We start from the raw sequence: 22,670 nt of genomic DNA on the forward strand, positions 1-22,670 counted from the left end.
TGGAGACCGTGGACGCACAACCAGCAGAGACCTTCTACGAGCAGGTCGGCGGGCACGCGACCTTCGTGCGTCTCGTGCACGCCTTCTACGAGGGAGTCGCCCAGGACGAGACGCTGCGGGCCCTCTACCCCGAGCAGGACCTCGGCGCGGCCGAGGACCGCCTGCGGATGTTCCTCGAGCAGTACTTCGGCGGACCGACGACCTACAGCCAGCAGCGCGGTCACCCGCGACTGCGGATGCGGCACGTCCACTACGCGGTGACCCCGGACCAGCGCGACCGGTGGATGCGGCACATGCTCGCCGCCATGGACACCCTCGACCTGCCCGAGGCACACGACGCGGCCATGCGTGACTACTTCCGCCGGGCCGCGGACATGCTCATCAACGCCGACGACGAAGGACACCGACTGTGACCGCCCCGGTCCCGACCCCCCTTCCCACCCGTGACCTCCACCCCGCGTCGGCGGCGGACGCACCCTGGTGGCGCGACGCCGTGATCTACCAGATCTACCCGCGCTCGTGGGCCGACGCCGCCGGCGACGGGGTCGGCGACCTCGCGGGCATCACCTCCCGCCTGACGTACCTGCGCGACCTGGGCGTCGACGCGGTGTGGCTCTCCCCCTTCTACCGCTCCCCCCAGAACGACGCGGGCTACGACGTGTCCGACCACCGGGACGTCGACCCTGCCTTCGGCACCCTCGCCGACGCGGACGCCCTCGTCGCCACGGCCCACGAGCTCGACCTGCGGGTCATCGTCGACCTCGTGCCGAACCACACCTCCTGGGAGCACGAGTGGTTCCGGGAGGCGCTGGCCGCTCCGCCCGGCAGTCCCGAGCGCGACCGCTACATGTTCCGCGACGGGCTCGGCGAGGACGGTGAGCTGCCGCCGACGGACTGGCTGTCCAACTTCGGTGGCGGCGCATGGACCCGCATCACCGAGCCGGACGGGAGCCCGGGCCAGTGGTACCTCCACCTCTTCGACCCGAGCCAGCCGGATCTGAACTGGCAGAACCCGGAGGTGCGTGCCGACTTCGAGGGGATCCTGCGCTTCTGGCTCGACCGGGGCGTGGACGGCTTCCGGGTCGACGTCGCGCACGGCCTGGTGAAGAAGGAGGGGCTGCCCAGCTACGACAAGCATCCGGGAGGGCTCCTCGAGGTCACCCACGAGGCCCCGTACTGGGACCAGGACGGGGTCCACGAGATCTATCGCGGGTGGCGCGAGCTGCTCGACTCCTACGGCCTGCCCGAGCGGATCATGTGCGCCGAGGCCTGGGTGGCGCCCGCGGACCGGCTGGCCCGCTACGTGCGGCCGGACGAGTACCACCAGGCCTTCAACTTCGACTTCCTGGAGACCCCGTGGCAGGCCGAGCCGCTGCGCGCGGTCATCGCGCAGTCCCTCGCCGAGAACGACGCCGTCGGGGCGCCCGCCACGTGGGTGCTGAGCAACCACGACGTGCTGCGCCACGCGAGCCGCTTCGGACTGCCACAGGGCACCGCGCGTCCCAACGGCATCGGCGCCGGCGACCCGCAGCCCGACGCCGAGCTCGGTCTGCGCCGGGCCCGCGCAGCGACCACGCTCATGCTCGCGCTGCCCGGCAGCGCCTACATCTACCAGGGCGAGGAGCTCGGCCTGCCGGAGCACACGAGCCTTCCGGACGCCGTGCGCCAGGACCCGACCTGGCTGCGCACCGGTGGCCTCGAGCGCGGTCGCGACGGGTGTCGCGTGCCGATGCCGTGGACGAAGGGGGCGCGGGCCCTCGGCTTCAACACCACCGGGGCCGCGTGGTTGCCGCAGCCGCAGAGCTACGCGGACCTGGCCGTCGACGTGCAGACCGGGGTCGAGGGGTCGACCCTGGAGCTGTACCGGTCGCTGCTCGCCCTGCGCCGGCTGCGCGGGCTGGGCCGGGGAGCCCTCGCCGAGGTGGAGTCCCTGGGTGAGGACGTGCTCGGCTACGTCGTCACCGCGCCCGACGGCGAGCGCACGCTCGTCCTCGCCAACCTGTCCGGCACCCCTGTCGAGCTGCCCGAGGACGCCACGGTGCTCGTGGCCTCGGGCGAACTCGACGGCCGGCAGCTGCCCACCGACACGGCGGTCTGGGCCACACTCGGCTGACCGACGAAGGAGTCCCATGGCACCGATCCTCCTGCTCCACTCGGCCCTCGGCCTGCGACCGGGAGTCGAGGACTTCGCGGAGCGGTTGCGGGGCCACGGCCACGAGGTGACCGTCCCCGACTTCTACGAGGGCCACGTCTTCGACGCCGAGGCCGAGGGGATCGCCCACCGGGACGCGCACCCGGAGTACTTCGAGCACGTGCGTGCCATCGCCGACGGGCTGCCCGAGGAGACGGTCCTCGCCGGCTTCTCGCTCGGGTCCTTCTTCGCCCAGCGGTTGGCCGCGAAGCGTCCCGGCGCACGCGCGGCGATCCTCATGCACTCGGTGGCCGCACCGCGCCCCCCGTGGTCGGGGGTGCCGGTGCAGGTGCACCGGTACGCGACCGACCCGTGGATCTCCCCGCCCGACGTCGAGGCCCTCGGCGAGGCGGTGCGGGCCAGCAGCGCGCCCTTCGAGGACCACGTCACCCCCGGGCGGGGACACCTCTTCACCGATCCCCACGTCCCCGACTTCGACGAGGCCGCTCGGGACGCGACGATCGAGCGCATCGTCGGCTTCCTCGACGGCGGCGCGTCGTGAGCACCGTCCCTCGCGCGGAGGACTTCCCCTACTTCGCCGACCCGACGCCGATCGGCCTGGCCCACCGCGGCGGGTCGACCTACGAGCCCAACCTCGGTCGGGAGAACACCGTCGCGGCCTTCCACGAGGCCGTCGCGCTGGGGTACCGGTACCTGGAGACCGACGTCCACGCGACCACGGACGGTCGCCTCGTCGCCTTCCACGACGACGTGCTGGACCGCGTCACCGACGGTCGTGGCGCCATCGCGGACCTGCCGTGGAGTGAGGTGTCCGCCGCCCGCATCAACGGCACCGACGCCGTGCCGCTCATGGACGAGCTGTTCGAGACCTTCCCGCAGGCGCGGTTCAACATCGACATCAAGGCACGGGGGGCGATCGCCCCGTTGGCCGAGGCGATCCGTCGTCACGACGCGATCGACCGGGTGTGCATCGGCTCCTTCAGCGACTCCCGGCTGCGCGCCGCGCGCAAGGCACTCGGCCCCCGACTGGCCACGTCCGCGGGCCCGACCGACGTGGCCACGATGCGGCTGCTGCCCTCCGTCGTCGCCCGCCTGCTGCGCTCCCCCGCGCAGGCCCTGCAGATCCCCGTGACCCACCGCATCGGCCCGGTCACCCCCACCGTCGTCACGCGACGCCTCGTCGAGACCGCCCACCGGCTCGGCAAGCACGTCCACGTGTGGACCATCGACGAGGCCCCCGAGATGCACCGCCTGCTCGACCTCGGGGTGGACGGCATCGTCTCCGACCGCATCGACACCCTCCGGGACGTGCTCGCGGAGCGGGGCAACCCCCTTCGCTGAAGGTCAGGCCGAGCGCATGGCGGCGATGACCTCCGCCACGGCCGTCGGCCGACCGGCGACGCTCCACACGGTCCCGCGCACCTCGACCTGCTCGGCCCGACCGCCTGCTGCCTCCACGAGGGCCGCGCCCGGCAGCCAGTCCCACTCCGGCACCGACTGCTGGACCCAGGCACCGACCCGGCCGGCCGCAACGGCCGCGAGGTCGCACGATCCGGAGCCGAAGACCCGCACCGTCGCCGCACCCGAGATCGCAGCGAGCCAGGGCTCACGCAGATCCGCATCGGGCAGCACGGGCGGGTGGAGGTAGGTCGCGATCGCCACCTGCGCCAGCGGCAGGTCGACGAGCTCACCGACCGACGTCCCGTTCAGTGTGGTCGGCCGCCCGCGCCCACCGAGCCACGACTCGTCGACCGCGGGCTGGTGGACTGCACCGAGCACCGTGCCCTCGGCGTCCCGCAGGGCCAGCGCGCTGCACCATGTGCTGAGGCCGGAGAGGAAGTTGTAGGTGCCGTCGACCGGGTCGATGACCCACGTGCGCCCGGAGAGCGACTGCGCCTCCGCGCCCTCCTCACCGACGATGCCGTCATCGGGGCGCAGCCGCGCGAGGGTGCCGGCGACGAGCGCCTCGGCGGCGTGGTCGGCCGCCGTGACGACGTCGGAGACGGAGGTCTTCTGCTCCCCGGCGAGCCCCTCTGCACGCATCCGGGCCGCGAGCCCGCCGGCCCGGCGGGTCAGCGCGAGGGCCAGGGTCGCGTCGTCGACGCCGGCGGGGATGTCCGCGGTCAGGGTGTCCACGCGGCCACCCTAGGACGGACTCACCGGGTGATGACGAAGCCCCGATCGGTGGCCACGCGCGTCCACGGGCCGATCGCGTGGACACTCGCCACGGACTGCTCGTCCGGGCGCAGGAAGCCCAGCACGTGCAACCCGAAGGCGGTGCCGGCCGGCACCGGCGGAGTCGCCTCGACGGCCCGGCCCCACACCCGTGCCCGCAGGTCCGACACGGCCGCGCTCCCGGAACCCTCCGGGGCACCCTGCGCGACCTCCTCGATGCCGGCGAGGGCCACCTCGCGCAGCAGGGTGTCGGGGAGCGTGCCGACGGGCTCCCAGCCGGAGCGGGGCGGGCTCATCGCCCCCCACGACGGCTGCGTCGTCATCGGGGGGTCGGGGATCTCGCGCCCGCTGCGCGCCAGGCGGTCGGTCACCGCGCCCAGCGGGACGGTGACGTCGCGGCGCACCGGCTCGGCGAGGGCGAAGGTCCGCAGGCCGAGCACGAGGCCGGCACTGCCCAGGCCCCGTCCCGGCAGGACGCAGGTCCACGCGGCGAGGACGTCACCGACGGCCTGCAGCCGCACGTCGCCGGAGTCGTCGACCCGCCGGGCGCGCGCCAGGTAGGTGGCGAGGTCCTGCGCACTCGCGTCGTCGGCCAGACGCAGGCTCATCGGCGACGCCTCATCTCTGCCGGCTCGCCGAGGTAGGCGGTCAGGGCGGCGCGCTCGTCCGCGTCGAGCCTCCGCGGTCGCTGCGCCGCCATGTCGAAGGCGACGAGGGTGCTCTCGGCCCGGGCGTAGACCGTCGTGCTGTCGGGGTCCGGGTCACCGATGTCGTAGGCCATCTCCCAGCTCGCGCCGCCGATGCGGGTGACCCACATCTCGATGCTGACCGGCTCGGGCCGGTACGCCAGCTGGCCGAGGAACTCGATCTCCTGCCGCGCGAGCAGCACGCCCGATCGCAGCATCCGCTCGCTGCCGCTGGCGTGGAACCAGTGGCCGAAGGCACGGATGCGGGCCTCCTCGAGGAGGCGGTGGTACTGGACGTTGTTCACGTGCCCGAAGGCGTCCATGTCCCCCCAGCGCAGGCCGATCTCGGCCCGGAACCGCGGGGAGGACGGGGGGTTCTCGCTCATGTCCACATCCTCGCACCGCAGTAACGGTCGTCCCCACCGCCTCCGGCGGGACCGGCGCCGTCACCGGCCTCGCCTACCGTGGTCGCATGACCTCCTCCCCCGCGGCCACCACGCTCCTCGACGATGCGACCGACGTCCTGCGGCGGCTCGTGGGCCGTGACGACGTCACCTTCCGTGACGGGCAGTTCGAGGCGATCGAGGCGCTCGTCGGCGGCGGCTCCCGTGTGCTCGTCGTGCAGCGCACCGGGTGGGGCAAGTCGGCGGTCTACTTCGTCGCCTCCCGGCTGCAGCGGGCGAAGGGGGCCGGTCCGGCCCTCATCGTCTCCCCCCTGCTGGCGCTGATGCGTGACCAGATCGCTGCCGCCGAGCGGGCCGGGGTGCGTGCCGTCTCGATGAACTCGGCCAATGCGCAGCAGTGGGACGAGGTGCGAGCGCGGCTGGCGGCCGACGAGGTCGACGTCCTCCTCGTCAGCCCCGAGCGGCTGAACAACCCCCGCTTCCGGGCCGAGCAGCTGCCGGACCTCACCCGCCGTTGCGGCCTGCTCGTCGTCGACGAGGCGCACTGCGTCAGCGACTGGGGCCACGACTTCCGCCCCGACTACCGCCGGATCAAGGACCTGCTCGGAGAGCTCCCCGAGGGCACCCCGGTCCTCGCGACGACGGCGACCGCCAACGAGCGGGTCGTGCGGGACGTGGCCGAGCAGCTGGCCGCCGGGGCCACGAGCGAGGTACTGACCATCCGCGGCCAGCTCGCCCGCGACAGCCTGCGGCTGGCGGTCCTGCCCCGTGCCGGGATGGATCGCCACCTGGCGTGGCTGGCCACCCACCTGGGCCGACTCGAGGGCAGCGGCATCGTCTACACCCTGACCGTCAGTGCCGCCGAGGACGTCGCTGCGGCACTCACGGCCGCCGGGCACACCGTCGCCGCGTACACCGGTCGTTCCGACGCCGAGGAGCGGGCGCGGATGGAGGAGGCGCTGCGCCACAACGAGGTCAAGGCCCTCGTCGCGACCAGCGCCCTGGGGATGGGTTTCGACAAGCCGGACCTCGGCTTCGTCGTGCACCTCGGCGCCCCCTCCTCGCCGGTCGCCTACTACCAGCAGGTCGGTCGTGCCGGTCGTGCCACCGAGCGCGCCGACGTCGTGCTGCTGCCCGGGCACGACGACGTCTCGATCTGGAAGCACTTCGCCTCCTCGTCCATGCCGCAGGAGGACCAGGCGTCGGCGGTGCTCACCGCGCTGGCCGAGGCCGGGAAGCCGTTGTCGACGGCCTCCCTGGAGACCATCGTCGACATCCGCCGCACCCGTCTGGAGCTGTTGCTGAAGGTCCTCGACGTCGACGGCGCCGTCCAGCGGGTCAGCGGTGGCTGGACCAGCACCGGGCAGCCATGGGTCTACGACGCGCAGCGGTACGAGCGGGTCGCCGCCGCCCGAGAGGCCGAGCAGCAGCACATGCTCGACTACATCGCCACCGACGGCTGCCGGATGGCTTTCCTCCAGCGCACTCTCGACGACCCGAGCGCGACGGACTGCGGCCGGTGCGACCGCTGCGCGGGGCCATGGATCGACGCCGACGTCGCCGACGACGCCCTGGGGTCGGCCCGCTCGACCCTGGATCGGGCGGGCGTCGACCTCGACCCGCGGGCGCAGTGGCCCACGGGCATGGACCGGCTCGGGGTGCCGGTCAAGGGCAAGATCTCCCCGGAGGAGGGGATGTCCCCCGGCCGGGCCCTGGCCCGTGTCACCGACCTGGGGTGGGGTCCCCGGGTGCGCGAGCTGCTCGCGGACGACCAGCCCGTCCCGGAGTCGACCGTGCGTGCGGTCGTCCGGGTGCTCGCCGAGTGGGGTTGGCGCACCCGCCCCGCCGGCATCGTGACCATTCCCTCGCGCAGCCGTCCGACGCTCGTCACCTCCCTCGCGACGGAGCTCGGGCAGATCGGGCGCCTGCCCGTCCTCGGGTCCCTCGACCTCGTCGACGGTGGTCCGGTCGGGGGCCCCGGCGGCAACTCCGCCTACCGGCTCGCGGGCGTGTGGGAGCGGCTGGAGGTCGGGCCGGAGCTGGCCGCAGCGCTTCCCGGTCTGCCGGGTCCGGTCCTGCTCGTCGACGACGTCGTGCACTCCCGCTGGACGTTGACCGTCGCCGCCCGGGCGCTGCGACGTGCCGGCGCTGCCGAGGTCCTGCCCCTCGTCCTCGGGATCGACGGCTGACCTCGAGCTCCGGGCCCGTCGGGCCGGGACCAACCCTCGACATCGACGGGGCGGGGACCGAGGCATCGCATAACCTTCGATCCTGACCCGATGAATGGAGACGGCTCGTGACCGACGACCTCACCCCTGCCGAGCGCCAGGCGCGCTCCTTGGCCGACCTGCTGTCGATCCTCGAGCTGCGCGAGCTCGGGACGGGGAGGATCACGGTCACGGGCGTCGACGACGTCTCCGTCGGTGTGGGCACCCCCCACATCGACGTCTACGAGGGCGACAGCCTCAAGCAGCCCCACAACCGCGTCTACGGCGGACAGGTGCTCGCGCAGTCCCTCACGGCGGCCAACCTGACCATCCGCGACGAGCACCCGGGACGGTTGCCGCACTCGCTGCACGCCTACTTCCTCCGCCCGGGCGACGACACCCTGCCGATCCGCTTCTCGGTCGAGCGCATGCGGGACGGACGCTCCTTCTCCGCCCGGCGGGTGCACGCACTCCAGCACGACCGCACGATCCTCTCGCTGACCGTCTCGTACCAGGACCCGGCCGGCGGCCTGGACCACCACGACGAGATGCCCGAGGTGCCCGCGCCCGAGGACCTGGCCCCGGTGGCCGAGAAGTTCGCGACCATCGACCACCCGCGCGCCCTTCACCTCGTGGGGCGGCCCGTCGACCACCGCTACGTCGAGGGTGACATCACGCTGCAGGTCGACAGCGCCCACGCGGCCCGGCAGGACGTCTGGTTCCGCCTCCTCGGCGAGGTCGGGCCCGACCCGTACCGACAGGCCTCGGTGCTGGCCTACATGTCCGACTACACCCTGCTGGAGTCGGTCCTGCGCCGCCACGGCCGGTCGTGGATGGACCCGAGCCTGCGGGTGGCCAGCCTCGACCACTCGATGTGGTTCCACCGGATCGTCGATCCCTCGCAGTGGCTGCTCTACTCGCAGGACTCTCCCTCCGCCCAGGGTGGGCGTGGGCTGGGCGTCGGGAAGGTCTTCACCCGCGACGGGGTGCTCACGACGACCATCGCCCAGGAGGGCATGGTCCGGGTCAAGGGCGGCTGATCCGCCCTATTCCTTTTTATTCGCGCCGCCGACCCGGTGCCGGCTCCCCGCTGCGTCCAGGCCCACGGAGCGTCAGCAGGGTCCACACATCTCGAGATCCCCATGAGATCAAGGGATTACACCACACAGATGTTGCGTATATCACCGCCGCGCGGGTGAGTCGGCCCCCGGTGGGTTAATTGCTCTTTATCTGGCAGAGTGACGCCCGTGATCGTCTCCGAGGAGTCCACGCGAGGGAGCACCGGCTCCGGTGACACCGGCCCGGGCCTGCTGCGGTCGGCCGTGCGTCGGGACATCGTCGACACCCTGGCCAACCTTCCCGGACCGCAGCGGACCGAGGGTCTCAGCGCCCGCGAGCTGGGCGACCTCGTCGGGCTGCACGTCACGACCGTGCGCTTCCACCTGGCCCAGCTCGTCGAGGGTGGACTGCTCACGAGCCGCTCGGTCCGCACGGCGGGCGCCGGTCGACCGACGAAGAAGTACGTGCTCGCCCCCGGCTCGCTCGACCGACCGTTGGAGGCCTACCGCCTGCTGGCGACCCTTCTGACCGAGACATTCGGCGCCACCGACGCCGACGGGCGCCCCCTGGACCCCGAGCAGGTCGGCATCTCCTGGGCCCGGGAGCACGTCCCCCGCCCCGGGGACCCTGCCCCGGCCCACACCGCCGGTGAGTGGCTCAGCACCGTCGGGCGGCTCGTCGACACCCTGCGGGTGTGGGGGTACACCCCCAGCGTCCGGACCGAGGACACCGGCCGGACCGCCCGGATCGACCTCCTGGGCTGTCCCTTCATCGACCTCGCCAAGGCGCACCCCGAGGTCGCCTGCGGGATCCACCGCGGGCTGATCCGCGGCAGCCTCGAGGTCCTCGGCGAGCACGACACCGAGATCACGCTCGAGCCCTTCGTCGGCCCGACCCACTGCCTGGCCCACGTCACGACCCGGGCGGACTTCGCCCCCAGAGGAGGCAACTCATGACCACCACCCCACGCCCGGCCTCGGAGCTCCCCCGCTCCGCCGGCCTGGACGGCTCGCTCTCGTCCGCTCTCGTCGGCACCCGGCGCTTCTTCACCAAGGCGGGCATCTCCGAGGACCAGCGGTCGATGTTCGTCGAGGGTGGCCGAGAGGGTGATGTCTTCTACCGCGACCGGTGGAGCCACGACAAGGTCGTGCGCAGCACCCACGGCGTCAACTGCACGGGATCCTGCTCGTGGAAGGTCTACGTCAAGGACGGGATCATCACCTGGGAGGCGCAGCAGACCGACTACCCGAGCACCGGCGCCGACCGGCCGGAGTACGAGCCGCGGGGCTGCCCGCGTGGCGCGGCGTTCTCCTGGTACACGTACTCCCCCACCCGGGTGCGCTACCCGTACGTGCGTGGGGTGCTGCTCGACATGTACCGAAAGGCCAAGGCCACCTACGGTGACCCGGTCGTCGCCTGGGGTTCGATCGTCCAGGACGAGGAGCAGGCCCGCACCTACAAGGCCGCCCGCGGCAAGGGCGGCCTCGTGCGCGCATCGTGGGCAGAGGCGGTCGAGATGGTCGCCGCCGCGAAGGTCTACACGATCAAGCGATGGGGACCGGACCGCATCGCGGGCTTCTCCCCGATCCCCGCCATGTCGCAGGTCAGCTATGCGTCCGGCGCCCGCTTCCACGAGCTCATCGGCGCCCCGATGCTCTCCTTCTACGACTGGTACGCCGATCTGCCCAATGCCTCGCCGCAGATGTTCGGCGACCAGACCGACGTGCCCGAGTCCGGTGACTGGTGGGACGCGGCGTACCTGATCATGTGGGGATCCAACGTCCCGCTGACCCGCACGCCCGACGCCCACTGGATGACCGAGGCCCGCTACCGCGGGCAGAAGGTCATCGCCGTCTCCCCCGACTACGCCGAGAACGTCAAGTTCGCCGACGAGTGGGTCGCCGCAGCCCCCGGCACCGACGGCGCCCTGGCGATGGCCCTGGCGCACGTCATCCTCAAGGAGTACTTCGTCGACCGGCAGGTCGACTTCTTCACCGAGTACAACCAGACCTTCACCGACCTGCCGTGCCTCATCAGCCTCGAGGACACCGGTGACGGCGCATACGCCCCCGGCAAGTTCCTCGTGGCCGGCGACCTCGACCACCCCGAGGCCACGAGCGAGAACGCGATGTGGAAGCCGGCCGTCCTGGACGAGGCGACCGACGAGATCGCGATCCCCCGCGGCTCGATCGGCCACCGCTTCGGGGAGGAGGGTGTCGGCCAGTGGAACCTCGACCTCGGGGACATCCGTCCCCGGCTGAGCCTCTACGGCTCCGACGAGGCCGTCGCGGTGGAGCTGCCGCGCTTCGACAACCTCGACGGCACCGCGGTGAAGGAGCGACGTGGGGTGCCCGTTCGGCGCATCGGAGACCACCTGGTCACGACGGTCCTCGACCTCATGCTCGCCCACTACGGCGTCGGCCGGGACGGCCTGCCCGGGAGCTGGCCCGGCGACTACACCGACCCGAGCGTGCCGGCGACCCCCGCGTGGGGCGCCGAGCTCACCGGGGTCCCCTCCGAGCAGATCGTGCGCCTGGCCCGGGAGTGGGCACAGAGCGCCATCGACACCAACGGGCGCGGCATGATCATCATGGGCGCCGGTGTCAACCACTGGTACCACGCCGACCAGGCGTACCGGACCATGCTCGTCCTCTCGACGATCACCGGCTGCCAGGGCCGCAACGGTGGCGGGTGGGCGCACTACGTCGGCCAGGAGAAGGTCCGCCCGCTCATGGGGTTCCAGCAGATGGCCTTCGCGCTCGACTGGGTCCGTCCGCCGCGGCACATGAACCAGACCGCGTACTGGTACGTCAACACCAGCCAGTACCGCTATGACACCTTCTCCGCCGAGGAGATCAACGGCAGCACGGGTGCCTTCGACGGGCGCACGACGATGGACCTGCTCGCGCAGTCGGCGCGCCTGGGCTGGGCCCCGTCCTACCCGCAGTTCGACCGCAGCAGCCTTGCCGTGGCCGACGAGGCGGCTGCAGCCGGCGTACCCGTGGGTGACTACGTCGCCTCCTCCCTCAAGGAGGGGAGCCTGCAGTTCGCGATCGAGGACCCGGAGAACCCGGACAACTTCCCGCGCGTGCTCTCGCTGTGGCGCTCCAACCTCTTCGGGTCCTCGGCCAAGGGCAATGAGTACTTCCTCAAGCACCTGCTCGGGACGAGCAACGCGGTCAAGGCGAGACAGGCCCCCGAGGACCTGCGCCCGCAGGAGATCGTCTGGCCGGAGGAGCTTCACGAGGGCAAGCTCGACATGCTCATGACGATCGACTTCCGCATGACCAGCTCGACGCTGCTCTCGGACGTCGTCCTGCCCGCCGCCACGTGGTACGAGAAGCACGACCTCAACACCACGGACATGCACCCCTACGTCAACTCCTTCAACCCCGCGATCGCGCCGCCGTGGCAGTCGAAGACCGACTGGGAGGCGTGGAAGGAGATCGCCAAGCGCTTCTCCGAGATGGCCGTCGACCACCTCGGGACCCGCACGGACGTCGTGGCCAAGCCGTTGTGGCACGACACCCCGGAGGCCATGTCAGCCGTCCACGGGCGTGTCCTCGACTGGAAGCACGGCGACTGCGAACCCGTCCCGGGCAAGACGATGCCGACCATCGCCGCCGTCGAGCGCGACTACACCGCCGTCCACGCCAAGATGACCGCCATCGGGCCGCTGCTCGAGAACGTGGGCATGGTGACCAAGGGGGTGAAGTACGACCCGACCCGCGAGATCGACGAGCTGGGCCACCTCAACGGCACGGTCCGGGGCGGCCCCACTGCCGGCCGGCCGAAGCTGGACACCGACATCAACGTCGCCGAGGCGATCCTGCGTCTGTCGGGCACGACCAACGGACGGCTGGCGACCGAGGGGTTCAAGGACCTCGAGAAGCGCACCGGTCAGCACATGCACGACCTGTCCGCCGAGCACGAGGGCAGCCACATCACCTTCGCCGACACCCAGGCGGCACCGGCGCCGGTGATCACCTCGCCGGAGTGGTCCGGCAGCGAGTCGGGCGGCCGGCGCTACGCCCCCTTCACGCAGAACATCGAGCGGCTCAAGCCCTTCCACACCCTCACGGGGCGCCAGCAGTTCTACGTCGACCACGACTGGATGCTCGCCATGGGCGAGGGCCTGCCGACCTACCGTCCCCCGCTGAACATGACCCGCCTCTTCGGCGAACGCCCCATCGGCGACACCCACCAGGCCGAGGGTGAGGCGGTCTCGGTCGCGGTGCGCTACCTGACGCCGCACAACAAGTGGTCCATCCACAGCGAGTACCAGGACAATCTCTTCATGCTCAGCCTCAGCCGCGGTGGTCAGGCGGTGTGGATGTCCGACCAGGACGCGGCCAAGATCGGGATCAGGGACAACGACTGGATCGAGGCGGTCAACCGCAACGGCGTCGTCGCCGCGCGCGCCATCGTCAGCCACCGGATGCCCGAGGGCACGGTCTTCATGCACCACGCCCAGGACCGGCTCATCGACGTCCCGCTGACCGAGACCGACCAGAAGCGAGGCGGCATCCACAACAGCCTGACGCGCATCCTCGTCAAGCCGAGCCACATCATCGGCGGGTACGCCCAGCTGTCCTACTTCTTCAACTACATCGGTCCGACGGGCAACAACCGCGACGAGGTCACGATGATCCGCAAGCGAACCGCTCCGGTCGAGTACTGAGTCCGGGCGAAGGAAGGAAACACACATGCGCGTCATGGCCCAGATGTCGATGGTGATGAACCTCGACAAGTGCATCGGTTGCCACACCTGCTCGGTCACCTGCAAGCAGGCATGGACCAACCGGGCGGGGATGGAGTACGTCTGGTTCAACAACGTCGAGACCCGGCCGGGTCTCGGGTACCCGCGCGGGTACGAGGACCAGGACGAGTGGAAGGGAGGGTGGGTCCGCTCCCCCAACGGTCGCCTCAAGCTGCGCGCCGGTGGTCGGATCAACAAGCTGCTGAACATCTTCTCCAACCCGAAGATGCCCAACATCAGCGACTACTACGAGCCGTGGACCTACGACTACGAGACGGTCCTCAACGCACCGGCCCAGAAGAACTTCCCCGTCGCCCGGGCGTACTCGCTGATCTCGGGCAAGCCGATGAACATCGAGTGGTCGGCCAACTGGGACGACGACCTCGCCGGCAGCTCCGAGCACGCGGCCAAGGACCCGATGCTCAAGGGCATCGAGGACAAGGTGAAGTTCGAGTTCGACCAGACCTTCATGTTCTACCTGCCGCGGATCTGCGAGCACTGCCTCAACCCCAGCTGCGCGGCCTCCTGCCCCTCCGGCGCGATCTACAAGCGCGAGGAGGACGGCATCGTCCTGGTCGACCAGCACAAGTGCCGCGGGTGGCGCATGTGCGTCACCGGGTGCCCGTACAAGAAGGTCTACTTCAACCACAAGACGGGCAAGGCCGAGAAGTGCACCTTCTGCTACCCCCGCATCGAGGTGGGCATCCCGACCGTCTGCGCCGAGACCTGCGTCGGTCGACTGCGCTACATCGGCCTGATGCTCTACGACGCCGACGCGGTGCTCGACGCGGCCTCGGTGGAGGACGACCACGACCTCTACGAGGCGCAGCGCTCGGTCTTCCTCGACCCGTACGACCCCGAGGTGCAGCGGGAGGCCGAGAAGGCCGGCATCCCCGGTGACTGGATCGAGGCGGCGAAGAAGTCCCCGGTGCGCCGGCTGATCATGGACTACAAGGTCGCCCTCCCACTCCACCCGGAGTACCGCACGATGCCGATGGTCTGGTACATCCCGCCGCTGTCCCCGGTCGTCGACGTCATCAAGGACACCGGGTACGACGGGGAGGACCACGACAACCTCTTCGCCGCGATCGACACCCTGCGCATCCCGGTCGAGTACCTGGCAAACCTCTTCACCGCCGGTGACGTCGAGCCGGTCGACCGGGTCCTGCGCAAGCTCGGCGCGATGCGCTCGTACATGCGCGACATCAACCTCGGCCGTGACCCCCAGGCGCACATCGCCGAGTCGGTCGGCATGGAGGAGGAGGACATGTACGACATGTACCGCCTGCTCGCGCTGGCCAAGTACGACGAGCGGTACGTCATCCCCACCGCCCACGGCGAGCAGGCCCACTCCCTCGAGGAGCTGGCCACCGACTGCGCCGTCTCCGGCTACGACACGCAGCCCGACGAGGGCTCGGGGCCCTTCGGCGAGGGCTCCGGCACCGGGTCGCTGACCCCGGTCGCGGTGGACAACTTCCACATGCTCCAGAACAGGCAGACCTCCGACGAGCTCGTCGGAGGGGGCGACAAGACGGGCCGGGTCAACCTGCTCAACTGGGACGGCAAGGGCACGCCCGAGGGCCTCTTCCCGGAGTCGGACCGCGAGAAGGCGGGTGACTCGCGATGATGCCGTGGCGACGGCACCGGCGCAGCGCCCCGAGCCTCGGGGCGCAGGCGCAGGCTGATGCCTGGCAGCTGATCTCGTTGCTGCTGGACTACCCCGACGAGCGGCTGACCTCCCTTCGTCCCGTCCTGCGCGAGAGCGCGGCCGGACTGCCGGAGCACGTCGGTGCTCCCCTGCTGAGCTTTCTGGACCGGCTCGACACCGTCCCGCTGGACCAGGTGCAAAGTGAGTACGTCGACACCTTCGACGTCACCCGCAAGTGCTCGCTGCACCTGACCTACTTCCTGTACGGCGACACCCGCAAGCGCGGAGCGGCCCTCGTGCAGTTCAAGCAGGCCTACCGTGCCGCGGGGGTCGAGATGGCCGACGAAGGGGGCGAGCTGCCGGACCACCTGTCCGTGCTCCTGGAGTTCGGGGCGACGACCGATCCGGCCAGCGCGTGGAAGCTGCTCAACGACCACCGGGTCGGGATCGAGCTGCTCCACCGTGCCCTCACCGACCGGGAGTCCCCGTGGCGCCCTGTCCTCGTCGCGCTGCGGGCCACCCTGCCGACCCTCCAGGGGGACGACGAGCAGGCCCTCGCCAGGCTCATCGCCGAGGGCCCGCCCCAGGAGGAGGTCGGTATCGACCAGTCCCCCTACGCGATGGACCCAGCCCTCGACGAGGCGGTCGCTGCGCGACCACCGACGCCCCAGCCCTCCGCCCGGGCCGACCTCGGCCCGACCATCCCCGTAGGAGCCCCCCGTTGACTGAATTCCTCTGGGTCATCGTTCCGTACCTGTGCCTGGCGACCTTCGTCATCGGGCACGTCTGGCGGTGGCGCTACGACCAGTTCGGCTGGACCACCCGCTCCTCGCAGCTCTACGAGAGCAAGCTCCTGCGCATCGGGAGCCCCCTCTTCCACTTCGGCATGCTCGGTGTGGTCGCCGGGCACATCATCGGCCTGGTCATCCCGAAGCTGTGGACCGACGCCATGGGCATCAGCGACGAGACCTACCACGTGGTCGCCCTCGCGGGCGGCATCCCCGCCGGTCTCGCCACCCTCGCCGGTCTGGCCATCCTCGTCTACCGTCGGCGCACGACCGGACCCGTCTTCTCCGCGACGACGGTCAACGACAAGGTGATGTACGTCTTCCTCGGTGCGGTGATCGTCTTCGGGATGTGGAACACCGTCGCCGGGTCACTGCTGGAGTTCGGCGGTCACTACAACTACCGCGAGGGCGTCTCCCCGTGGTGGCGCAGCATCTTCATCTTCCAGCCGGAGCCACAGCTGATGGCGGAGGCCCCCTGGGGCTTCAAGGCGCACGCCATGAGCGCGATGATCCTCTTCGCGATGTGGCCCTTCACCCGCCTCGTCCACGTCTTCAGCGCACCCATCGGGTACCTCACCCGGCCGTACATCGTCTACCGCAGCCGTGACCACGTCCGCGGCGACGAGGCCGGGCTCAGTGGGCCGCGGCGCGGCTGGGACCACCCGGAGCTGCACAAGCACAAGTGAACTACGGTCGGGGTATGACCCTGTCAGCCCTCGTCGCCCCGGGGCCCACGCTGACCGGCGAGCAGGTCAGCCGGTACTCGCGACACCTGCTCATGCCGACCATCGGCGAGCTCGGGCAACGCCGCCTCCTGGCGTCCCGGGTCGCCGTGGTCGGCGCCGGTGGGTTGGGCTCGCCCTCGATGCTCTACCTCGCCGGCGCGGGCGTCGGCCGCATCACCGTCATCGACGACGACCTCGTCGACGAGACGAACCTGCAGCGCCAGGTCATCCATGCCGCCGCGGACGTCGGCCGGCCGAAGGTCGACAGCGCGCTGGAGCGGGTCCGCGGGCTCAACCCCGACATCGAGGTCGTCGGGGTCCGTGACCACCTCGACTCGTCGAACGCGGCAGGGATCCTCGACGAGCACGACCTCGTGCTCGACGGCAGCGACAACTTCGCCACCCGCTACGCGGTGGCCGACGCCTGCGACGAGCTCGGGATCCCCCTGGTCTGGGCGGCGGTCTACCGGACCGAGGCGCACCTGACGGTCTTCTGGCCCGGGGCGCCCGAGGGCCTGGCAGCGCCCGGGCTGCGCGACCTCTTCCCGCAGCCGCCCGCTCCGGGCACGGTCCCCGCCTGTGGTGACGCCGGCGTCGTCGGTCCCCTCGTGGGCCAGGTCGGCTCGATGATGGCGACCGAGGCCATCAAGCTGATCACCGGTGTCGGCCGACCGTTGCTCGGACGGGTCCTCTTCATCGACGTCCTCGCCGCGAGCCAGCGGGAGATCCCGCTGGCCGCGCGCACGAGGGACGGGCAGCAGGCGCAGCGACCCCGCCGGGCAGCGACCCGGTCGGTTCCGCCCGAGGAGGGAGCAGCGACTCCGCTTCTCTCCCCCACGGACCTGGCGAGCCGACTGGATGGGGCGGATGCCCCCTTCGTCCTCGACGTCCGGGACGCCCACGAGCTGGCCGAGGGCGTCGTCGCGGGCGCCGCGCACATCCCGGTCTCGACGCTGACCTCCGACCCCGCCTCGAGCACCGAGGTGCCCACCGACCGGGACGTCGTGCTCGTGTGCCGCGCCGGGCCCCGGGCCCACCTGGCGGCCACCGCCCTGCGCGCCCGGGGGTACGAGCGGCTCTTCGTCCTCGAGGGCGGGATGCTCGCCTGGCCGACCCCGGCCCCCCACCGGCAGGAGACCCGATGACAACACGCGCCCTGCTCACGGTCGAGGAGTACCTAGGCGAGCTGCTGACCGACCTCCTCGAAGGGGCCGGACCGATCACCGAGACGGAGGACCTGCCGCTGGGCCAGGCCCTCGGACGGGTGCTCGCCGAGCCGGTTCGCGCGGTCAGCGACGTGCCGGCCTTCGCCAACTCGGCCATGGACGGCTACGCCGTGCGGCAGGCCGACGTGGCCACCGTGCCGGCGTCCCTGCAGGTCGTCGGTGACGTCGCGGCCGGCTCCGCCGACGACCCCGCGCTCGAGCCCGGTCAGTGCGTGCGCATCATGACCGGGGCTCCCGTGCCGGCTGCCGCCGACACCATCGTCCCCGTCGAGCTCACCGACGGCGGGACGGACGTCGTCACCATCACCGAAGCCCCGGAGGCGGGGCGGCACGTGCGCGGGGCCGGTGAGGACGTCAGCGCCGGTGACGTCATCGCCGACGCCGGGACGACGGTCACCGGTCGCGTGCTGGGCAGCATCGCGGCGGCGGGGACCGGGACGGTCACCGTGCGCCGCCGGCCCGTCGTCGCCGTCGCGGCCACCGGTGACGAGCTGGTCTCCCCCGGTGGGAGGCTCGGGCGCGGGCAGATCTTCGAGTCCAACGGCACCCACCTCGCCGCCACCCTCACCGAGCTCGGCGCCACCGTCAGCCATGCGGTCGTGCTCGCCGACGACGCCGCCGACTTCGCGGCGGGCCTCGACACGATCGCCTCCGGCGCCGATCTCGTCCTGCTCACCGGCGGGGTGAGCGTCGGCGCCTTCGACGTCTCCCGGATCGTCCTCGAACGCTCCGGCCGGGGCGTCTTCCGGCACGTGCGCATGCAGCCGGGCAAGCCCCAGGGGTGGGCCCGATGGAACGGCGTGCCCGTGCTCGCCTTCCCCGGCAACCCCGTGAGCACCGCGATCTCCTTCGAGGTCTTCGGCCGTCCCGTCATCGACCACCTGCTGGGTCGCGAGCAGCCGGACGGGCCGACCACCGCGGTCGCCGCCACGGGATGGCGCTCCCCCGCGGGACGCCGCCAGTTCGTACCCGTGGCACTGACGAGCGACGAGAGCGGACGTCTGCTCGCGGCGCCCACCCACCGCCGCGGGTCGGCATCGCACATGGTCACCTCACTCGCCGGCGCCCACGCCGTGGCGATCGTCCCCGAGGACACCGACGAGGTCACCGGCGGCGACCTCGTGCAGATCAGGAGTCTGTAGATGGACCACCCGTTGACCCACCTCGACCACCGGGGCAATGCCCGCATGGTCGACGTCACCGACAAGGTGCCCACCGTGCGCGCCGCCACCGCCGCCGGGCACGTGGCCACCTCCCCCGAGACCGTTGCCCTGCTCCGTGACGGCACCGTGCCGAAGGGGGACGTGCTGGCGGTCGCGCGCATCGCCGGCATCCAGGCCGCGAAGAAGACCCCCGAGCTGCTCCCGCTCGCGCACGTCATCGGGGTGCACGGCGCCGTCGTCGACCTCGAGATCACCGACGAGGGGGTCGACATCACCGCCACGGTGCGCACCGCCGACCGGACCGGGGTGGAGATGGAGGCGCTCACCAGCGTCACCGTCGCCGCCCTCTCCGTCATCGACATGGTCAAGGGCCGCGACCGCAGCGCCCACATCACCGACGTCCGCCTCCTCGAGAAGACCGGCGGCCGCAGCGGCACCTGGCGACGGGAGGACACATGATCCCCTTCGATGCGATCGTGCTCGCCGGCGGCGCCGCACGACGTCTCGGTGGCGTGAGCAAGCCCGATGTCGAGCTGGGTGGTCGCCGCCTCGTCGACGGGGTTCTCGTCGCCGTCGCGGACGCCCGCGAGATCGTCGTGGTCGGGGACGTCGAGGTCCCCGAGGGGTGCACCGCACGGTGGAGGACCCCCGCGGGGCGGCCCGGTCGCCGGTGTCGCCGCGGGCCTGGACGCCCTCGCCACGACCGGACCGACCGCCGAGTGGACCGTGCTGCTCGCCTGCGACCTCGCCGACCCGCTGCCTGCCCTCGGCCGGCTCGTCGCCGCGTGGGCCCACGCCCTGCACACGGATGCCGTCGACACCGACGAGCACGACGGCTGGTGCCTCGCCGACGCCTCGGGACACCCGCAGTGGCTCTTCGGCATCCACCGCACGGCCTCCCTGCGGCGGGCGCTGGACCGCTTCGAGAGCCCGCGCGACCGGTCGATGCACAGCCTGCTCGCCGAGTCGACGCTCGTGACGGTCCCCGCCGGCGACGACGACGTGGCCGACATCGACACCTGGACGGACCACGCCCGCTGGGTGGAGACCCTGGAGGGACGAGGATGACCGACCTGAGCGCCGAGGAGGCCCGCTGGGCCGACTGGATCGAGGACGCCTGCGCGGCGGTGGGCATCGAGCCCGAGTCCGTCGACATCCGGGGGGTGCACGTCCTCACCCGGCAGATCGCACACGGCTTCGAGCGGCCGATGGCTCCCGTGGGTGCGTACATCCTCGGGGTGGCCGTCGGACACCTCGAGGCCCAGGGTCGCCCCGTGGACATCGAGTCGATGCGTCGGGCCATCGCCGCGACGATCAAGGATCAACCAGACAAGGACGGTGCGTGATGGCACGAGTTCGTTACTTCGCCGGGGCGGCCGAGGCCGCCGGGACCGACGAGGAGCAGGTCGATGGTTCGACCATCGGCGAGGTCTTCGCCGCGGTGCAGCGCGCCCACGGCGAGCGTCTCGCCGAGGTGCTGCCACGCTGCTCGGTCCTGCACGAGGGCCGCTACGTCGACGACGACTCCGTCCCCGTGCGGCCGGACGACGCGATCGACGTGCTGCCCCCCTTCGCCGGAGGCTGAGACACAGCGCCGGGGGGCTGAGCTCAGCCCCCGATCGCGCTCATCGGCCGCGGCGGCTGGAGGAACCCGGGCTCGTTGATCCCGTGCCCGGGCTTCTTGCCCGCCAGGCAGGAGTGGATCAGGTCCACGATCTCCCCCGGGTCGCCGCTCTCCCGCAGTGGAGTGCGCAGGTCCGTCTCACCCTGCGCGAAGAGGCACGAGCGCAACTGGCCGTCCGCGGTCAGCCGCAGCCGGTCGCAGGCCCCGCAGAAGGGCATCGTCACCGACGCGATGACCCCGACCTTGGCAGGTCCGCCGTCGACGTGGAAGAGCTCGGCGGGGGCGGCGCCGCGGCCGGCCACCTCCGTGAGGGTGAACTCGGTGCGCAGCTTCTCGAGGATCTGCGCGCCGGTGATCATCCTCGTGCGCTGCCACTCGTGCCCGCCGTCGAGCGGCATCTGCTCGATGAAGCGCAGCTCGAAACCGCGCCGAAGCGCCCAGCGCAGCAGCTCCACCGGCTCGTCGTCATTGAAGTCCGGCATCAGGACGGTGTTGATCTTCACCGGGTGGAAACCGGCCTCGTCCGCGGCGTCGATGCCGGCCATCGTGTCCTCGAACCGGTCCCGCCGGCTCAACTGCTTGAACCGGTCGGCATCCAGCGTGTCCAAGCTGATGTTGACGCGCGACAAACCCGCCTGGCGCAGCGGCTCGGCCAACGTCGGCAGGCGGAGGGCATTGGTCGTCATCGACACCTCGACCGGACCGGCGCCACCCTCCATCGCGGAGATGCCGGCGACGATGTCGACCACGTCGGGACGCAGCAGCGGTTCACCCCCGGTCAGGCGCACCTCCTCGACCCCTGCGTCGACGGCAATTCCGACGATCCGCAACAGCTCCTCGGTGGTCAGCAGCTCCTGCTTGGGGAGCAACGGCACGCCTTCCGCGGGCATGCAGTACGTGCAGCGCAGGTTGCACTTGTCCGTCAGCGAGATCCGCAGATCGCGGTGCAGGCGGCCGTGGGTGTCCATCAGTGGGCGGGTCATCAGCAATTCATTCCTGACCATACGTGGGAGCCGTCGACCTCGAACTGCTGCTTCCATACCGGCAGCTCGTGCTTGATCGCCTCGACGACGGCGCGGCAGAGCGTGAAGGCGAGGTCCCGGTGGGCACTGCCGACCACGACGACGAGCGCGAGGTCGCCGACGTCGAGGTCACCGATCCGGTGGGTGGCGGACACGTCCGTCTGGTCATCGGGGTCGTGCTGCGCGGCGGTCCGGGCGACGACCTCCTCGATGAACCGTTGCGCGTCCGGGTGGCAGGTGTAGCGCAGGGCGACGACCTGCCCCGCGGCCTCGGGGTCGTGGTCACGGACCTGCCCGACGAAGCTGGCGACAGCGCCGTGAGCGGGCTGGTCGACGCTCGCGAGCACGGCGGCCAGGTCGATCGCCTCGGTGGAGATCCAGGCGGTACGGGTCATCAGTGGTCGCCTCCGGACAACTGGTCGAGGATGTGGCCCACGAGGGGCAGGAGGACGTCCAGCCCCTCGCTGACCCCCTTCGGGCTCCCGGGAAGGTTGACGACCAGGGCCCCGGGGCGGTCGGGTCCCGCGTCGACGACCCCCACGAGACCGCGCGAGAGTACGGCGAAGGGGGTCTTGCGCGCCCCCTCGGCCCGCAGCAGCTCGGCGACGCCGGGGAGCTCGCGGTCGAGGACCGGCGCGGTGCCCTCCGGCGTGCGGTCGTGGGGCCCCACGCCGGTACCGCCCGAGGTGATCACGAGGCGCGCGCCGGTGGCCAGCGCGGCGCGCAGGACCTGCTCGACCTCATCGGCCCCGTCGGGGACGAGGCTGGAGCTCGTGTCGTAACCGGCGGCCTGCAGGCGCTCGACGGCAGGCGGCCCGGAGAGATCCTCCCGCACGCCGGCGGCGGCGCGGTCGGATACGGAGATGACATGTGCCGGCACGGCCACCGGGACTCCCTCCATTCGACGTTCCCTCCAGTGTCTCAGGTCTCATCAACCCCCCTACCCGGGGCTCGCCCAATCATCGCTGCCACACCGAGGAAAGACGAGTGCTGCCGGCTGCACCCCTTGGGTTCAGCCGGCAGCACGTCGTG

At 71.5% G+C, this 22,670-nt stretch carries 23 protein-coding genes; 17 read left to right on the forward strand and 6 right to left on the reverse strand.

Features of this window, described 5'->3' with window-relative positions; all coding sequences use genetic code 11:
* The first annotated feature begins 8 nt into the window (after nucleotides 1-8).
* Genes PVE36_RS10385 through PVE36_RS10400 form a run of 4 tightly spaced genes read left to right on the forward strand, consistent with a single transcriptional unit; the run spans nucleotide 9 to nucleotide 3,493 of the window.
* Nucleotides 9-413 carry a globin gene (locus tag PVE36_RS10385; protein WP_277452166.1) on the forward strand — a complete coding sequence of 135 codons (405 nt, stop codon included), beginning with the start codon at nucleotides 9-11 and terminating at the stop codon, nucleotides 411-413.
* Nucleotides 410-2,113 (forward strand): glycoside hydrolase family 13 protein, encoded by a 1,704-nt coding sequence (locus tag PVE36_RS10390; protein ID WP_277452168.1) that lies wholly within the window; start codon nucleotides 410-412, stop codon nucleotides 2,111-2,113. Before PVE36_RS10385 ends, PVE36_RS10390 begins: the two co-directional genes overlap by 4 nt.
* A 16-nt stretch (nucleotides 2,114-2,129) precedes the next feature.
* Nucleotides 2,130-2,693, forward strand: a complete 564-nt coding sequence (locus tag PVE36_RS10395; RefSeq protein ID WP_277452169.1) for a dienelactone hydrolase family protein — start codon at nucleotides 2,130-2,132, stop codon at nucleotides 2,691-2,693.
* The gene (locus PVE36_RS10400; protein WP_277452171.1) at nucleotides 2,690-3,493 is read left to right on the forward strand and encodes a glycerophosphodiester phosphodiesterase; all 804 of its coding nucleotides are present in this window, start codon (nucleotides 2,690-2,692) and stop codon (nucleotides 3,491-3,493) included. The genes PVE36_RS10395 and PVE36_RS10400 overlap by 4 nt, the downstream gene beginning before the upstream one ends.
* 3 nt (nucleotides 3,494-3,496) lie before the next feature.
* Here the strand turns inward: PVE36_RS10400 and PVE36_RS10405 are convergent, their stop codons facing one another.
* Genes PVE36_RS10405 through PVE36_RS10415 form a run of 3 tightly spaced genes read right to left on the reverse strand, consistent with a single transcriptional unit; the run spans nucleotide 3,497 to nucleotide 5,399 of the window.
* A complete protein-coding gene (locus tag PVE36_RS10405) occupies nucleotides 3,497-4,288 on the reverse strand; it encodes an inositol monophosphatase family protein (protein WP_277452172.1) in 792 nt (263 codons plus the stop codon).
* A gap of 20 nt (nucleotides 4,289-4,308) precedes the next feature.
* Entirely contained in the window at nucleotides 4,309-4,935 is a 627-nt protein-coding gene (locus tag PVE36_RS10410; protein ID WP_277452173.1) for a hypothetical protein, read from the reverse strand.
* The gene (locus PVE36_RS10415) at nucleotides 4,932-5,399 is read right to left on the reverse strand and encodes a thioesterase family protein (RefSeq protein WP_277452174.1); all 468 of its coding nucleotides are present in this window, start codon (nucleotides 5,397-5,399) and stop codon (nucleotides 4,932-4,934) included. The genes PVE36_RS10410 and PVE36_RS10415 overlap by 4 nt, the downstream gene beginning before the upstream one ends.
* Before the next feature lie 86 nt (nucleotides 5,400-5,485).
* On the opposite strand from PVE36_RS10415, the gene PVE36_RS10420 reads away from it, so the two are divergent.
* From PVE36_RS10420 to PVE36_RS10480, 13 genes are all read left to right on the forward strand, one after another.
* Nucleotides 5,486-7,606: a RecQ family ATP-dependent DNA helicase gene (locus PVE36_RS10420; protein ID WP_277452175.1), complete on the forward strand. Its 2,121-nt coding sequence runs from the start codon at nucleotides 5,486-5,488 to the stop codon at nucleotides 7,604-7,606.
* Nucleotides 7,607-7,713: 107 nt separating this feature from the next.
* Complete coding sequence (locus tag PVE36_RS10425; RefSeq protein WP_277452176.1) at nucleotides 7,714-8,664, forward strand: acyl-CoA thioesterase II; 951 nt, start codon at nucleotides 7,714-7,716, stop codon at nucleotides 8,662-8,664.
* Nucleotides 8,665-8,871: 207 nt separating this feature from the next.
* Complete coding sequence (locus PVE36_RS10430) at nucleotides 8,872-9,639, forward strand: helix-turn-helix domain-containing protein (RefSeq protein WP_277452177.1); 768 nt, start codon at nucleotides 8,872-8,874, stop codon at nucleotides 9,637-9,639.
* Nucleotides 9,636-13,364, forward strand: coding sequence for a nitrate reductase subunit alpha (locus PVE36_RS10435; RefSeq protein ID WP_277452178.1), 3,729 nt, complete (start codon nucleotides 9,636-9,638; stop codon nucleotides 13,362-13,364). Before PVE36_RS10430 ends, PVE36_RS10435 begins: the two co-directional genes overlap by 4 nt.
* Nucleotides 13,365-13,389: 25 nt before the next feature.
* A complete protein-coding gene (narH, locus tag PVE36_RS10440) occupies nucleotides 13,390-15,069 on the forward strand; it encodes a nitrate reductase subunit beta (protein WP_277452180.1) in 1,680 nt (559 codons plus the stop codon).
* Complete coding sequence (gene narJ, locus PVE36_RS10445) at nucleotides 15,066-15,815, forward strand: nitrate reductase molybdenum cofactor assembly chaperone (RefSeq protein WP_277452181.1); 750 nt, start codon at nucleotides 15,066-15,068, stop codon at nucleotides 15,813-15,815. Before narH ends, narJ begins: the two co-directional genes overlap by 4 nt.
* Nucleotides 15,812-16,564 carry a respiratory nitrate reductase subunit gamma gene (narI, locus tag PVE36_RS10450; protein WP_277452182.1) on the forward strand — a complete coding sequence of 251 codons (753 nt, stop codon included), beginning with the start codon at nucleotides 15,812-15,814 and terminating at the stop codon, nucleotides 16,562-16,564. Before narJ ends, narI begins: the two co-directional genes overlap by 4 nt.
* Nucleotides 16,565-16,578: 14 nt before the next feature.
* On the forward strand, nucleotides 16,579-17,748 hold the full coding sequence (locus tag PVE36_RS10455; protein ID WP_277452184.1) for a ThiF family adenylyltransferase: 1,170 nt from the start codon (nucleotides 16,579-16,581) through the stop codon (nucleotides 17,746-17,748).
* Complete coding sequence (gene glp, locus PVE36_RS10460) at nucleotides 17,745-18,971, forward strand: gephyrin-like molybdotransferase Glp (RefSeq protein WP_277452186.1); 1,227 nt, start codon at nucleotides 17,745-17,747, stop codon at nucleotides 18,969-18,971. Before PVE36_RS10455 ends, glp begins: the two co-directional genes overlap by 4 nt.
* A complete protein-coding gene (gene moaC / locus PVE36_RS10465) occupies nucleotides 18,972-19,451 on the forward strand; it encodes a cyclic pyranopterin monophosphate synthase MoaC (protein ID WP_277452187.1) in 480 nt (159 codons plus the stop codon). It abuts the gene before it with no gap.
* Between the two features lie 66 nt (nucleotides 19,452-19,517).
* Complete coding sequence (locus tag PVE36_RS10470; protein ID WP_277452188.1) at nucleotides 19,518-20,060, forward strand: NTP transferase domain-containing protein; 543 nt, start codon at nucleotides 19,518-19,520, stop codon at nucleotides 20,058-20,060.
* Nucleotides 20,057-20,338, forward strand: a complete 282-nt coding sequence (locus PVE36_RS10475; protein WP_277452189.1) for a DUF6457 domain-containing protein — start codon at nucleotides 20,057-20,059, stop codon at nucleotides 20,336-20,338. Before PVE36_RS10470 ends, PVE36_RS10475 begins: the two co-directional genes overlap by 4 nt.
* Nucleotides 20,338-20,577, forward strand: a complete 240-nt coding sequence (locus tag PVE36_RS10480) for a MoaD/ThiS family protein (protein ID WP_277452190.1) — start codon at nucleotides 20,338-20,340, stop codon at nucleotides 20,575-20,577. The genes PVE36_RS10475 and PVE36_RS10480 overlap by 1 nt, the downstream gene beginning before the upstream one ends.
* A 23-nt stretch (nucleotides 20,578-20,600) precedes the next feature.
* Here PVE36_RS10480 and moaA read toward each other — a convergent pair whose 3' ends face one another.
* From moaA to PVE36_RS10495, 3 genes are read right to left on the reverse strand one after another with little or no spacing between them, the layout of a single operon-like run.
* Entirely contained in the window at nucleotides 20,601-21,599 is a 999-nt protein-coding gene (gene moaA, locus PVE36_RS10485; RefSeq protein ID WP_277452191.1) for a GTP 3',8-cyclase MoaA, read from the reverse strand.
* The gene (locus tag PVE36_RS10490) at nucleotides 21,599-22,033 is read right to left on the reverse strand and encodes a molybdenum cofactor biosynthesis protein MoaE (protein WP_277452193.1); all 435 of its coding nucleotides are present in this window, start codon (nucleotides 22,031-22,033) and stop codon (nucleotides 21,599-21,601) included. Before PVE36_RS10490 ends, moaA begins: the two co-directional genes overlap by 1 nt.
* Nucleotides 22,033-22,524 (reverse strand): MogA/MoaB family molybdenum cofactor biosynthesis protein, encoded by a 492-nt coding sequence (locus PVE36_RS10495; protein WP_277452196.1) that lies wholly within the window; start codon nucleotides 22,522-22,524, stop codon nucleotides 22,033-22,035. Before PVE36_RS10495 ends, PVE36_RS10490 begins: the two co-directional genes overlap by 1 nt.
* Nucleotides 22,525-22,670 lie beyond the last annotated feature (146 nt).

It is taken from the genome of Janibacter sp. DB-40, from assembly GCF_029510815.1.
Lineage (GTDB): Bacteria > Actinomycetota > Actinomycetes > Actinomycetales > Dermatophilaceae > Janibacter.